At 42.4% G+C, this 13,369-nt stretch carries 11 protein-coding genes; 8 read left to right on the top strand and 3 right to left on the bottom strand.

All coding sequences use genetic code 11. The features are described 5' to 3' along the window. The first annotated feature begins 55 nt into the window (after nucleotides 1-55). The 3 genes from HC643_RS04845 to HC643_RS04835 all read left to right on the top strand — a co-directional run bounded on the left by HC643_RS04845 (nucleotide 56) and on the right by HC643_RS04835 (nucleotide 3,660). Nucleotides 56-574, top strand: coding sequence for a hypothetical protein (locus tag HC643_RS04845; RefSeq protein WP_038081400.1), 519 nt, complete (start codon nucleotides 56-58; stop codon nucleotides 572-574). A gap of 273 nt (nucleotides 575-847) precedes the next feature. Then, entirely contained in the window at nucleotides 848-2,497 is a 1,650-nt protein-coding gene (locus HC643_RS04840; RefSeq protein WP_038081401.1) for an alpha/beta hydrolase, read from the top strand. Between the two features lie 281 nt (nucleotides 2,498-2,778). Continuing rightward, nucleotides 2,779-3,660 carry an SPFH domain-containing protein gene (locus HC643_RS04835; protein ID WP_038081403.1) on the top strand — a complete coding sequence of 294 codons (882 nt, stop codon included), beginning with the start codon at nucleotides 2,779-2,781 and terminating at the stop codon, nucleotides 3,658-3,660. Nucleotides 3,661-3,690: 30 nt separating this feature from the next. Here HC643_RS04835 and folP read toward each other — a convergent pair whose 3' ends face one another. The 3 genes from folP to tpiA all read right to left on the bottom strand — a co-directional run bounded on the left by folP (nucleotide 3,691) and on the right by tpiA (nucleotide 7,154). After that, nucleotides 3,691-4,551: a dihydropteroate synthase gene (gene folP / locus HC643_RS04830; protein ID WP_038081405.1), complete on the bottom strand. Its 861-nt coding sequence runs from the start codon at nucleotides 4,549-4,551 to the stop codon at nucleotides 3,691-3,693. Nucleotides 4,552-4,620: 69 nt separating this feature from the next. Next, the gene (gene iscB / locus HC643_RS04825; RefSeq protein ID WP_038081407.1) at nucleotides 4,621-5,949 is read right to left on the bottom strand and encodes an RNA-guided endonuclease IscB; all 1,329 of its coding nucleotides are present in this window, start codon (nucleotides 5,947-5,949) and stop codon (nucleotides 4,621-4,623) included. A 479-nt stretch (nucleotides 5,950-6,428) separates the two neighbouring features. Continuing rightward, a complete protein-coding gene (tpiA, locus tag HC643_RS04820) occupies nucleotides 6,429-7,154 on the bottom strand; it encodes a triose-phosphate isomerase (protein ID WP_050046418.1) in 726 nt (241 codons plus the stop codon). A gap of 349 nt (nucleotides 7,155-7,503) precedes the next feature. Between tpiA and HC643_RS04815 the strand changes: the two genes are divergently transcribed. From HC643_RS04815 to minD, 5 genes are all read left to right on the top strand, one after another. Beyond that, nucleotides 7,504-8,982 carry a GTP-binding protein gene (locus tag HC643_RS04815; protein ID WP_038081409.1) on the top strand — a complete coding sequence of 493 codons (1,479 nt, stop codon included), beginning with the start codon at nucleotides 7,504-7,506 and terminating at the stop codon, nucleotides 8,980-8,982. 208 nt (nucleotides 8,983-9,190) lie between these two features. Further along, nucleotides 9,191-9,853 (top strand): hypothetical protein, encoded by a 663-nt coding sequence (locus HC643_RS04810; protein ID WP_038081410.1) that lies wholly within the window; start codon nucleotides 9,191-9,193, stop codon nucleotides 9,851-9,853. A 22-nt stretch (nucleotides 9,854-9,875) separates the two neighbouring features. Beyond that, nucleotides 9,876-11,204 carry a four-carbon acid sugar kinase family protein gene (locus HC643_RS04805; RefSeq protein ID WP_038081444.1) on the top strand — a complete coding sequence of 443 codons (1,329 nt, stop codon included), beginning with the start codon at nucleotides 9,876-9,878 and terminating at the stop codon, nucleotides 11,202-11,204. Between the two features lie 87 nt (nucleotides 11,205-11,291). Next, the gene (gene minC, locus HC643_RS04800; RefSeq protein ID WP_050046419.1) at nucleotides 11,292-12,419 is read left to right on the top strand and encodes a septum site-determining protein MinC; all 1,128 of its coding nucleotides are present in this window, start codon (nucleotides 11,292-11,294) and stop codon (nucleotides 12,417-12,419) included. A gap of 119 nt (nucleotides 12,420-12,538) precedes the next feature. Continuing rightward, nucleotides 12,539-13,345, top strand: a complete 807-nt coding sequence (gene minD / locus HC643_RS04795) for a septum site-determining protein MinD (protein ID WP_038081412.1) — start codon at nucleotides 12,539-12,541, stop codon at nucleotides 13,343-13,345. The last annotated feature ends 24 nt before the right edge of the window (nucleotides 13,346-13,369 follow it).

The raw sequence follows: 13,369 nt of genomic DNA, 5'->3' as shown, positions 1-13,369 counted from the left end.
CTCCCTTTAGCCCGCTTTTGCGGGCTTTATTTATTAAGTAAGAGGAAGAAAATTTATGAGAATTAACTTATTCCCGATAGCAGGTAAAGGTATTACCTCTGGCGTACATAACTTGATAAAAATTATTCAAAAATATCAAGAACAATTTTATGTTTTACTGTGGCTGCAAAATCGCAGCGATCTGGGTTTTGATTCTGGAGTCGCTTCATTTATTGCTCTTTTTAAAGAACCCAATTCCATTTGTTTGTTTACAGGTGCAGTCAGTGATATGGTAACAATGCCTTCACCTCCTAAATACACAGATGAGGGTAGTAGTGGTTATGATGTGATAGTAAAATTTATTCATTCTCTTGAATGGGTGAAAAAACGAACTCTCAGAATTGACCCTGAAGATGTTCTTGATGGTGCTACCATTCGCACTCAAGATTTATGGGAGGAATTGTGTACTCAGTCTGAGGATTATCGAACAGTAACACAACGGATGACTGCTTATGAAGAACTGATTTTAGAAATCTCTACTAATAAATCTGGAATGTTATTTCTAGAGGAAACTTTTTTGAATGAAGAAGAGTGATAAGCGGGTACTTTTCTCCAATGAAAGACAACATCGAATGTGGGGCATAGCCCTACCTACTTTACTCTTTATTTCATAAATAATACCAATTTGAAAAAAGAATGTGACAGATAATTGGGTAAGATTCAATCTAGTAAGGGCTTTCTCAATCCAAAATCTAAAATCTAAAATCCACTCATAGTATAAGATTGTTCCAATGAAACTGTATTTCACAGAACAACGTCATGGATAAATGCGCTACTAATAACTCATGACCAATGACTCGTGACTTATATGCGGTTTCCACTTAGCAAACGTCAACCCAAAGCATCCTGGATGAAAGGATTGCTGTGCAGCTTAACCCTAGCTTTTAGTTGGGGTGTAGGAATTTCCTCTACATTGGCAGCAGAAACAGTGACTATCCGCTTGGGTCCTTTTCAGCAGTCAGTAGCGATCGCAGACTTGGAAAAGTTTGCTAAAACTGGTAAATTGCCGGAAGGGCTAGAAGTTTTGTCACCCTTCTTAACATCAGAAATACGAGACTTTTTGACCAAGCGTTTTAGTGTAGATCCCGCTTTTGCCGATAAATTTGTTGATGAAATACGGCAAACACCAATAGGGAAACAAATCTTATCTTCCTTGGGATCGGCAATTCCCGGCAGTACAGTTGATACCATTCAAGTAGCACTCAACCTTGCACTTAAACAAGTAAACGGTTTGAGCCCCCTTGGTTTCTTACGAGCTTACCCACAGGAAAATGTGACAGTGGATGCAACTCAAGTCATTGGTTTAGCAGTTGAGCTAAACCCCACTCGCATCGAGAGTCAAGCCCTCGGAGTTTTATTGGAAAGGGAGTTACCTGCTACAAGTAATACACCCTTTAAAACGACCTTTGACCCATCTACAGTGGGAAATGAAGCCGTACAGGAACAGACTCTAAATTTTTATGACCGACAGCGCAACCGTACATTACCTGTAGATATCTATTGGAGTAGGGCTAATGCCGACAATCCTTTGGTTGTTCTTTCCCACGGTTTTGGTTCCAATCGAAGATCTCTAAGATATTTAGCTAATCATCTTGCCTCTCATGGTATAACAGTCGTTGCTCTCGAGCATCCAGGTAGCAATGCCATATCAGTTAATAAGGCGAACGATGCTGCTAATTTAGGAAAACTGCTACCACCAACTGAATTTATCGATCGCCCGCGAGATGTGAGTTTTGTCCTTGATGAGCTCGCAAAACTCAATACTCAATCGGGAGAATTTCAAGGAAAGTTTAACACGGAGAAAGTTTCTGTCATCGGTCATTCTTTAGGAGGTTACACTGCTTTGGCTTTGGTCGCCCCTGAGGTGAACTTGGAAGACTTGCGGAAATTCTGTAAAGACTCTCTCAATCTTGACAAATCTCCCGCAGATTGGTTGCAGTGTTCTGCTGCTTCGTTGCGAGATAAAAAACTGCGATTGCAAGATAAGCGAGTGAGTCAGGCGATCGCTCTCAATCCTGTCATTGGAGAAATTTTCGGGAAAAAAGGTCTAAGTCAAATTACCAAACCAGTCCTCATCTTAGCAGGAACCGAAGATGCGATCGCTCCAGCATTGAAACATCAAATAGCACCTTTTAATCAACTACAGGGCGAAAAATATTTGTTAACTGCCATTGGAGGGACTCACTTAAGTATTAGCGATCCTGCAAGTACAGCCTACTCTATAGTCAAAGAACGACGAGGTGAAGAAGCCAGCTCCTTGAGACGATTGACCCAAGGTGTGAGTTTAGCGTTTGTCAAACAACTGACACCAGAAGCAAGAACTTACCGAGAATTTTTGACTCCAGCTTACGCACAGTTTCTTTCTACTTCTGAGTTACCATTGCGTCTTGTTTCTGAATTACCTACCAGTATCAAACCTTGGGTAGAAGGGAGTCTCGAGCGCAATTATATTAAGTAAAGTTACGGACAAATAAAATACTTGCAAGCGAAACCACTTAGTGATTTAATAGCGATGTCCTACAGCTAGGGCTTAACAGATCCCCGACTTATTCGAGAACTCGGGGCTCTCAGCCAAAAGAAGTTACTGTAACTTTTTGTATTTAATTGAAAAAAGCTTGCTTATTCATACGATTTGTGATAACAACATACTCATTCTGAGAGAATATCCTAAATTTAGGGCATCATCATAGTAGTGTGTCATTATAATAAATTCTACCAAACACTTAGTTAGGAGATTACATGGAACCAATTATTGCAATAGTCTTAGTGCTTATAGGGTACGCATTAGGATCTGCAAAACTAATCAGCCAGGGAAATGAAGCCTTAGTCGAACGTTTAGGGAAGCAACACCGAAAACTCAGTCCTGGTTTGAACTTTATTGTGCCTCTAGTCGATCAAATAGTGATGGAGGACACAACAAGAGAGCAGTTTTTAGATATCAAACCTCAAAATATCATAACTAAGGATAACGTTTATTTAGAAGTCGATGCTGTAGTGTTTTGGAAAATCAAAGATATGGGCGATAGCTACTACAATGTAGACGATCTTCAAGGCGCTCTCACCCAGCTAGCTACAACAACTATCCGAGAGGTTATTGCTCAAAATACTTTACAGTACGCTAACACTTCTGGAAGTTCTTTGCGTGAAGAGATTAAGAAACAGTTAACTGATGCAACGAGAAAGATAGTAGATCCAGCAACGAAAGAAGTAGTGCAGCCCGGTTGGGGAATTGAGATTATAAGAGTAGATATTCAAAGGATTACTCCTCCAGAAAGCGTCCAGAGGTCATTGGAAGAACAGAAAGCAGCTGAAATCAGGAAAGATGCTGCAGTTAAAGAGGCTGAAGGAGCGCGGCAAGCAGCTATTGAGAAAGCAGAAGGAGCTAAAGCTTCTATGCAAATTATCTCTGATGCTTTGCGTGCTAGTCCAGAAAGTAAGGAAATCTTGCGCTATCTTGTCGCTCAAGATTATATCAATGCCAGCTACAGACTCGGTGAAAGCGAAAATGCCAAAGTCGTCTTCGTCGATCCAGGTAAAGGTGGCGAAATGATGGATTTGATATCTGAGAGTCTCTATGAGGAAAAAGGCAAGAAAGCTGAAAATGGTAATGGTTCTACCTAAAGCGATAAGCGAAACTTAAAGGCTAAAGCCTTATCGCGGCTCAATTTGCGATTGCCGAAAGATAGCATCAGCAACCAATGAAACGTCACGCATCTCTGTCACATCATGCACTCGGAGAAGATCTGCTCCATTAAAGATTGCAGCACAGCACGCCGCCGCCGTTCCCCAGACTCTTGCTTTCGGAGCGCTTTGGTTGAGAATTCGACCAATAAAACTTTTACGGGACGCTCCTACTAAGATAGGGCAGTTAAGTTGACGCAATTCCGGCAAGCGGCGCAAAATTTCTAAATTGTGCTCGTAATTTTTAGCGAAGCCAATGCCCGGATCGATAATAATTTTTTGGCGATCGATACCACAAGCCGTTGCAGCAGCAATTTGCTGTGTCAGAAAACTTAAAATCTCCCCCATCACATCCTGATAATCAGTTAGTTTTTGCATATTCTGTGGATTTCCCCGGATATGCATCAGTATAATAGGCACATTTAAACTACCCACAGTTGGCAACATTTCTGGGTCAAAAGTACCACCAGAAATATCATTTACTATGTCTGCTCCTTCTTCCACAGCTGCCTTTGCTACAACTGCCCTCGTGGTATCCACAGAAATAGGAACTTGTAGCTCCCTTCGTAACAAGCGCAAAACTGGCAAGACACGACTAATTTCTTCATTCAGAGAAATTTGCTCTGCTCCGGGTCGAGTAGACTGACCGCCAATATCGATAATATCCACACCACTTGCTACCATAGCCCGTGCTTTTGCTACAGCAGCAGAGAGCGTATAAAAATCGCCACCATCGCTAAAGCTATCTGGTGTGACATTTAAAACGCCCATTAAGTAAGTTCGCTGTCCCCACTGAAAACAGCGTTCTCTAACGATCAACTCGTTTGTCATAATTTGGGGGTAGAAACTGTAACTTGATTGCTATACATCTTTGTAAAAGTCTGGTCATTTTGTACAGGTTCACGCGTAGTCGTAACCGTCCCTTCTGTGAACAGGCGTTAAGTAGTTCAACTTAATTGACCTCCGTTTCTTGTCAATAACAAACTCACCGTAACCATGCGACATAGGACAGACTCGCGCCGTGAAAGTCCCGGCGTACTTACCTTTTGGAACCGAGGCACGAACAATGTCACCAGTTGAAAAACCAAGTATTGGACGTAATGGACGATGTTTTTGTGGATAACCAAACTGATCTGTCTGACATCGCTGTCTACCACCAAAACCAGTTGCTCTTACCTTCAAAATTTTAGTGGTAACAAGTTTGATGGTTTCGACGATACCCTTACGGGTTCGGCAGTTGCCTGCGACGGGAAACCCGTCTACAGCACTGCACTCACCAACACAGGCTGCATCAATCCAGTGTGCTTTTGGTAAGTCAAATCGAATCCGGTTGAACTTGGTTTGACCTCCAGTTCCTGTTTTAACTGGCAATCCTGTCTGTTTAAGAGTGTTGAGCAGTGACCACCTTGTTGAATTTACACAAGCAGCATCTTTTAGCGGTGTTTTAGCTTGTCGCAATACTCGATTTAGGACATCTGGCTTACCTTTGAGAAATTCTTGAATATCTTTGCTGCCTTTACGCTGATTGCACTTGTGACAAGCTAAGCAAAGATTAGATATCCGGTCTGAACCACATGCCGACTTTGGTTGAATATGCTCAATCTCTAACGGAACATCTTTGATTCCGCAATAAGCGCACTGACGATTCCACTTTTCTAAGAGATATTCACGACATTCATAACCATGCAAAGTCCCCTGCTGGTATTCCGCCCCAGAGATCTCTGGATTTTGAATTGCTTGAGTATCAAACTTCACTAACTCCTGAACGATGGAACCAATTGGCGCGAACTTTTGAAGACGCTTTACCCAAGTTTCGCTGGTAATAACACGATGCCTCAAAGATGGAGCCAACCATCCATCAGGGCGTTTGCGATTAAGAAATCTGGCTTGCCGGTACCTGGTATTACGACTTCTACGTCCTCTACGCACTGCTCTACGATGTTCTAGAGCATCTTTGATTTGTTGACCACGGTGCTGCAACTCCATTCCCCAAATGACGTTTCCTTGGTTAGTAACCAAAGCGATACCCGTAAATTTCGAGCCTGGATCTATTTTGAGAATGAGAGGGTATACATTTGGATTTTCAATGACTCGTTTGAGTATCAAAGTAAATGGATATCTACGAAACACAGCAGCTTTACCAGAATCTAATAATTTCCGTGCTTGTGCTGGATGTACTGGGTTCAGTGGAGTTTTGTTTTTGTCGATAAGAAAAACGTAGTTTGACATATTCTGCCATCTTTATTACTAAGTAAAGTTTGCCTCGACAATGATTTAAGAGCTTTTTGAGGAAGTGGCACTACAGCTATAAACCTGTTTACTGATTACTTAACCACTTCCGACAGTGCATAATGCTGGCGTTCACATTCAGGTGTCATGACTCAAAAATCGTAGACCTCGAAGGTCTTAGTCTGCACGTTCCGACTTTGTACAGCTTTGTCTATAGTTGACTAGTTCTGTATAGGTTTTTCGGAGCGGGTAGAGATTGGGAATCGGAAGCTAGGGACTAAGGGGTCAGAAAATTATGCTGTGCTTAGTGTCAGTATTCCTCGTTACCAGGCTCAGCCTAGTAACGCTCTTATTTGGAGGCTCTGCCTCTTCAATATATAAAAATATTGATAGAAAGCAGAGCCGCACTGATTGCATTCCCAACTTCTAGCTGGGAACAAGAAAAAACAACGAACCCCCTAACCCCTTAAAGCATCAATTTACTGATAGTTAACAATTCGAGCAAAGCTTGCGGGTTCAAGACTTGCTCCCCCCACTAAAACCCCATCAATCTCCGGTTCAGCCATGATTTCATCGATAAGATTTGGCTTTACAGAGCCGCCATACTGAATTGGTACATCAGGATTGCTCAACAAGCTGCGAATTAAGCCTGTGACACGATTGGCTTCCTTGCATTCACAAGTATCGCCAGTGCCGATCGCCCAAATGGGTTCATAAGCAATCACCAAATTCTCCTGATTCACATCCACCAAATCTGTTTTTATTTGGTTCGTAATCAGCGATTCTGTTTCCCCCGCATCTCGTTGTTGTTTGGTTTCACCCACACAAAGAATTGGGGTTAAACCAAAGCGTTGAGCTGCTTTAAGGCGGAGATTAACGGTTTCATCCGTTTCCCCAAAATATTGTCGCCGTTCGCTATGACCGACAACAACATAACGTACCCCAATTTCAGCCAGCATAGGTCCGGAGATTTCACCCGTGTAGGCTCCAAATTCCTCCCAGTGGATATTTTGCGCCCCCAATTGTACTCGACTGCCATGTAAATTTTTAGACAAAGCGCTTAAGTCAGTGAAGGGGACGCACAAAACCACTTCTCGCTCATCAGGGGTTGCGTCCAAAGCAGGCAAGAATCCTCTTAAAAAATCTTCGGATTCTGCCTGGGTTTTATACATTTTCCAGTTACCGGCAATAACTATTTTTCGCACAAGTGATTTCGTCTATATCTTACTGCTACAGATGCATTCTTCAGTTTAGGATGTTTTGTTGGACATTGGCTAACAGTGACTGGTAACTAGTGACCAGTTACCAGTGGTGAACCCTACTTTTACATCTCACTCTAAGTTGTGAGGTATTTAAGTTTCTCATGCTGGCTGAGGGGGAGAAGGGGGGAGTGGGAGAGAGGGAGAGGGTTTTACTCAGTTTTTCCAAAATCTTAGAATATAGAAATTATATGCAAGGGCAGCTTAGAACCAAAAGTGACTACGATGGAAGGCAGAGCATATAAAAATCTAAAATCTAAAATTTAAAACCTAAAATCTAAAATCCAAAATTGATATGGCTTCGACATTACCCCTACCCGAACCTAGCGGTGGTTCATCCAGTACGGATAACTCTCCCCAATGGGAAGAAGAACTAGATAGTGCTATTTTCACCTTTGAAGACATTCAAGCAGAACTCAACTACAAACAAGCACAAACAGCACTACAAAATTTGGTCAACCATCTCGACCTTACCCCTCAAGAACAAGAAGGGCTAGAAACAGAAATTGCTGACTTAGAAACCATGTTGGGAAAACTAGAACGCATGGTCGTTCAAATAGCAGCTTTTGGCTTGGTTGGACGCGGTAAATCCTCTTTACTGAACGCATTGGTAGGACAAACAGTCTTTGAAACAGGTCCCTTACACGGTGTCACGCGCAATACTCAAACAGTAGACTGGAGCTTTTCTTCGGAAGAAATTGGCAAAACAGAACACGCTTTGCGAGTCACTTTACCTGGAATAGGTCAATCTCAAGTCCAATTAATTGACACTCCCGGTTTAGACGAAGTTGATGGTGATACCCGTGCAGCACTAGCAGAACAGATCGCAAAACAAGCGGATTTAATTCTGTTTGTGATTTCCGGTGATATGACCAAAGTCGAACACGAAGCCCTTTCTCAGTTGCGCGAGGTGGGTAAGCCGATTTTGCTGGTGTTTAATAAAGTAGACCAGTACCCAGAAGCAGACCGAATGGCAATTTATGAAAAAATTCGGAATGAGAGGGTAAGAGAACTTCTTTCACCAGATGAAATTGTGATGGCAGCAGCATCGCCCATCGTGAGGACGATGGTTAAACGTCCCGATGGCACTCGTGGCGTACAGTTACGCTCGGGAACTGCTCAAATTGAGGAACTCAAATTGAAAATTTTGGAAGTTTTGCAACGTGAAGGAAAAGCTTTAGTTGCTCTTAACACAATGATTTTTGCTGACACTGTGAACGAACAATTGGTGCAGCGCAAGCTCAAAATTCGTGCTGAAGCCGCCAATCAACTTATTTGGAAGTCAGTCATGACAAAGGCAATTGCGATCGCACTCAATCCGGTCACGGTAGTAGATTTTTTGAGTGGAGCAGTCATTGATGTTGCTCTCATTATGGGTTTATCAAAACTATACAGCATTCCCATGACAGAAACAGGCGCGGTCAACTTACTCAAACAAATTGCCTTGGGGATGGGTGGCATTACGGCGAGCGAATTACTGGCAAACTTGGGTTTAAGTTCCCTCAAAACACTGCTTGGACTATCTGCACCTGCAACTGGTGGTATTTCCCTCGGTCCCTATTTATCTGTAGCTTTAACGCAAGCAGGGGTTGCAGGTGTTTCTTCTTACGCCATAGGGCAAGTCACCAAAGCATATTTAGCTAATGGAGCATCATGGGGAGCGAGCGGACCTAAAGCTGTGATTGGGAAAATTTTGGCAGACCTTGATGAAAGTTCTATCCTCAACCGAATCAAGGATGAATTACGCAGTAAGGTAAACTTAAATAAAGTATAATTTTTAACAAATACTGGATTGAGAATTTCCAAATCCAAAAATATTGCAAAATTTCTCATGATGCAGTCTTCTAGAGCGCCACTCCTCTGAATCGCCCAGGACATAGAGCTTGACTTGGACATACCTTGACGATCGCTGTGTTTTTCAGCGATCGCATTTCTAAAATACTATAAATACGTATATGGCGGTATAACAGGAGTAATAATCTGTGCAGCCAGATTTAATGGGCTTGGAAATTACGAAGGGCGAACTAAGACGCTTGATTGGGTTAGACCCAGATGACGTGTTTCGACCTTCTATTATGAACGATCGCGAGAAGCGATTGGGTTTTCTTATAAATGAAATGATAGTAGCACTCGCTCTCACACCGATTGTTGTCGGTGGAATTTACGCATTTATTATTTTGCCTATCTTTGGTTCCTCGATCCCTCTAGGGCTACTCTTGTTAATTTTAGTACCCGTGACTGTAGCCATCGGGCGGTGGGTTTGGCGACGTTTTACCTGTCCAAAAACATTAACAACACTTTTAGATGAAGTTGATAAGTATCATTCTGTTATCAAAGCGATAGATATTCACGACCAACTCACAACCTCGGGCAATGACACCCATTTTAACGATAGAGAGAAAGCGCTCGCCGCTTTACAACTTATTAGAGAAGATTTAGTCCGGGCTTTGAAAACGGAACGAATTTTGCGAGATAATAAAAAGCTGCTTGCTAACAACCAAGAGCTATTTGTTAATAATTTAACGAACGTGCAAACTTTGCAACTGAGCGCTCAAGCTAGCGAATACGCTCAATTTCTCAATCAGTCGTTGCAAATTGCCCTTGATGTCCAAGCAGAAATCAGAAAATTGCAGTCTCCCCACTAAGTGAGGAGTAGGTGACATGAATATGACCACAAAACCAAAAATCATTGTCCTGGATGACGACCCCACAGGTTCTCAAACAGTTCACAGTTGCTTACTGCTCATGCACTGGGATGTAGATACTCTGCGCTTGGGATTACAAGACGATTCCCCGATTTTCTTTGTACTAACTAACACAAGGTCTCTCCCCGCAGATAAAGCAGCGTCGGTGACTCGGGAAGTTTGCCATAACCTGAAGCTAGCTATCGAAGCTGAAGAAATTCATGATTTTCTGATCGTCAGTCGTTCTGATTCCACTTTACGGGGACATTATCCCATTGAAACCGATGTCATTGCTGAAGAACTCGGTCCTTTTGATGCTCATTTCCTTGTACCTGCGTTTTTTGAGGGCGGACGTATCACGCGTGACAGCGTACATTATTTGATCGTCAATGGTGTTCCAACCCCCGTCCATGAAACTGAGTTTGCACGCGATTCAGTTTTTGCCTACCAATATAGTTATTTACCCAAGTACGTAGAAGAAAAGACGACAGGACGTATTAGCGAGGAGTCAGTAGAACGCTTTTTACTTGCGGATATTCGAGAGGGAAGTTTGGAACGCTTGATGCAACTCAGCCAGAATCGGTGTGTGGTTGTAGACGGAGAAACTCAAACAGATCTTAACCGTTTTGCACGAGACGTACTAGCAGCAGCAAGCCAAGGAAAAAGGTTTTTGTTTCGCAGTGCTGCCAGCATTTTAACAGCTTTGGCAGAATTGCCTCCCCAACCTATTGCAGCAGAAAATATGGCACAGTATGTCAGAGGGGGTAAACCGGGCGTAGCGCTCGTAGGCTCACACGTTAAGAAAACAACCGAGCAACTAAAGATGCTCTTGCAAGAAGAAGGAACAGAAGGTATAGAAGTTGATGTTTCCCAACTGGTGAATGCAAGCGTAGATGAATCTGCTACACTGCTAATCAAGGTTGTTGACAGTGTTAAAGCAGCACATGAGGCTCATAAGACACCAGTAATTTATACCAGTCGTCAAGAGCTAACATTTGAAAATGTGGAAACTAGATTGCAATTTGGTCTGAAGGTTTCAGCTTTATTAATGGATATTGTACGGCATCTACCATCAGATATTGGATTTTTAATTAGCAAGGGTGGCATTACTTCTAATGATGTTTTAAGTACTGGTTTAGCTTTGACTTCAGCACGTTTGCTCGGTCAAATTCTAGCTGGTTGTTCAATGGTGAAAACTCCATCAGATCACCCTCAGTTTCCCGATTTACCAGTGGTATTATTTCCCGGAAATGTGGGCGATGCCCGTGCTTTAGCAACGGTTTATCAAAGATTAAAAGCAGTTAGTAGTTAGTGGTTAGTAGTTAGTGGTTAGTAGTTTTTACCACTAACTACTATTGACTAACAAGTATTTACTAACAATATTTAAAATGTAAAGTCAATGGCTACTTACTTTAATGCAGAAGAAAATCCTATCCTCCCCGAATCAGAAGTCAATTCTGTTCTCGTGTATTTAAAATCAAATTCTGTAGAGGGCAGTGCGGAAGTGATTTCTGTCAGTACCAGTGAAAAGTCACCTTCTGCTGTTGCTGAAACAGCGTCACATGTTGTAACTTCTGATGAAGAATCACAACCGACAGTTGTGGATGTAGATCCGAATTCTGTTGCGGCTGATTTAGAAAAAAATGTTCTTCCTGAGACAGTCTCTGATTCTATTCTTACCGATTTGGAGTCAAATGTTGTTCCTATCAATGCTGAATCCAAACCCGAGCCACTCACTATAGATTTGGATGAATTGTCGTCTCTAGAAAATACGGTAAATCCAAATATTCAAGTCCAACTGAAAAGTGATAAAGAAAGGCTGTTATTAATTTTACCAACAGAATCCCAAGTGCCTTCTTCAGAATACAATTGGACTGATATCTGGCAACAGATGAAATTACGACTTTTAGCTTGCAATCGCTCTTTCTCACCAAATACTCCCGTGTATTTAGAAGCGCAAGATCGATTGTTAGATGGCAGACAACTACAAGAACTGGCTGAGAGTTTAGCTCAATATCAAGTTCATCTAAAATTTATTTCCACCAGTCGCCGCCAAACTGCTATTGCTGCTGCGACTGCAGGCTACTCTGTAGAACAAATACAACCTACAAAAACGCTTCGTTCGGAACCCAAACCAACTAAGCTACCTCTAGTGGAGCCTCTCTATTTAGAAAAAACCGTTCGTTCAGGAGAGGAAATTCGCCACCCAGGTCATATTATTCTTTTAGGAGATTTAAACCCAGGTGGTATTGTAATTGCAGATGGGGATATTCTCGTGTGGGGTCGCCTGCGTGGAATTACTCATGCAGGTTCTAGTGGCGATCGCGATTGTTTGATTATGGCTTTACAAATGGAGCCAACCCAATTGCGGATAGCGGATGCCGTGGCTAGAGCACCGGAAAAATCTCCGACTCAGTATTATCCTGAAGTGGCTTATGTCACATCAGAAGGAATTCGCATCGCTCGGTCTACGGATTTCTCTAAAATCTTATTAAGTAGGCTCAGCCAAAAAAAGGATGAGGGATGAAAATGGGATTGGGGATTAATAATTTTCCAGTTCTCAATTACCAGTCCCCAGTCCCCAGTTCCTATTTCATCCTTGTTTTTGTTGTATATTTTTAATCACCAATCGAGCGCATTTCCATCATGACTCGCATTATTGTCGTTACCTCTGGAAAAGGAGGGGTGGGTAAAACCACGGTAACAGCAAATCTGGGTATGGCTTTAGCCAAAATGGGACGTCAAGTAGCTTTAGTTGACGCGGATTTTGGTTTGAGAAATTTGGATTTGCTACTAGGACTAGAAAATCGAATAGTATACACTGCAGTTGAAGTTTTGGCTAGAGAATGTCGTCTGGAGCAAGCTTTAGTCAAAGACAAACGTCAACCCAATCTAGTTCTGTTACCTGCAGCACAAAATCGTACCAAAGATGCTGTCACTCCCGACCAAATGAAGCTTTTGGTAAATGCGCTGGCACAGAAGTATGAGTACGTTTTGATTGATAGCCCAGCCGGAATTGAGATGGGGTTTAAAAATGCGATCGCCCCAGCAAAAGAAGCTTTAGTGGTATCCACACCAGAAATAGCCTCAGTCCGTGATGCTGACAGGGTTGTGGGGTTACTAGAGGCACAAGGTATTAAGAAAACTCATCTCATTATCAACCGTATCAGACCGGCAATGGTACGGGCAAATGATATGATGTCCGTTCAAGACGTTCAAGAACTTTTAGCTATTCCCTTAATTGGGGTAGTTCCTGATGACGAACGCGTCATAGTCTCTACCAATCGCGGCGAACCTTTAGTACTGTCGGAGAATTCTTCTTTGGCTGCCACAGCTTTTGATAACATTGCTCGCAGATTGGAAGGAGAATCAATCGAATTTCTCGATTTAGATTCAGATCGCGACAACCTCTTTTCTCGTCTGAAGAAGTTGTTCCGAACAAAGATCGTTTAACTTTCCAACTGTCTGCCCTTCTAG

It is taken from the genome of Tolypothrix bouteillei VB521301, from assembly GCF_000760695.4.
Classification (GTDB): domain Bacteria; phylum Cyanobacteriota; class Cyanobacteriia; order Cyanobacteriales; family Nostocaceae; genus Scytonema; species Scytonema bouteillei_A.
Note: the sequence above shows the minus strand (reverse complement) of the source record. Positions and strands in the feature narration are given on the sequence as shown.

What these genes read in the sequence shown, in the direction of transcription:
- HC643_RS04845 (WP_038081400.1), top strand. Translation starts at nt 56, where the DNA reads ATGAGAATTAACTTATTCCCGATAGCAGGTAAAGGTATTACCTCTGGC.
- HC643_RS04840 (WP_038081401.1), top strand. Translation starts at nt 848, where the DNA reads ATGCGGTTTCCACTTAGCAAACGTCAACCCAAAGCATCCTGGATGAAA.
- HC643_RS04835 (WP_038081403.1), top strand. Translation starts at nt 2,779, where the DNA reads ATGGAACCAATTATTGCAATAGTCTTAGTGCTTATAGGGTACGCATTA.
- folP (WP_038081405.1), bottom strand. Translation starts at nt 4,551, where the DNA reads ATGACAAACGAGTTGATCGTTAGAGAACGCTGTTTTCAGTGGGGACAG.
- iscB (WP_038081407.1), bottom strand. Translation starts at nt 5,949, where the DNA reads ATGTCAAACTACGTTTTTCTTATCGACAAAAACAAAACTCCACTGAAC.
- HC643_RS04815 (WP_038081409.1), top strand. Translation starts at nt 7,504, where the DNA reads ATGGCTTCGACATTACCCCTACCCGAACCTAGCGGTGGTTCATCCAGT.
- HC643_RS04805 (WP_038081444.1), top strand. Translation starts at nt 9,876, where the DNA reads ATGACCACAAAACCAAAAATCATTGTCCTGGATGACGACCCCACAGGT.
- minC (WP_050046419.1), top strand. Translation starts at nt 11,292, where the DNA reads ATGGCTACTTACTTTAATGCAGAAGAAAATCCTATCCTCCCCGAATCA.
- minD (WP_038081412.1), top strand. Translation starts at nt 12,539, where the DNA reads ATGACTCGCATTATTGTCGTTACCTCTGGAAAAGGAGGGGTGGGTAAA.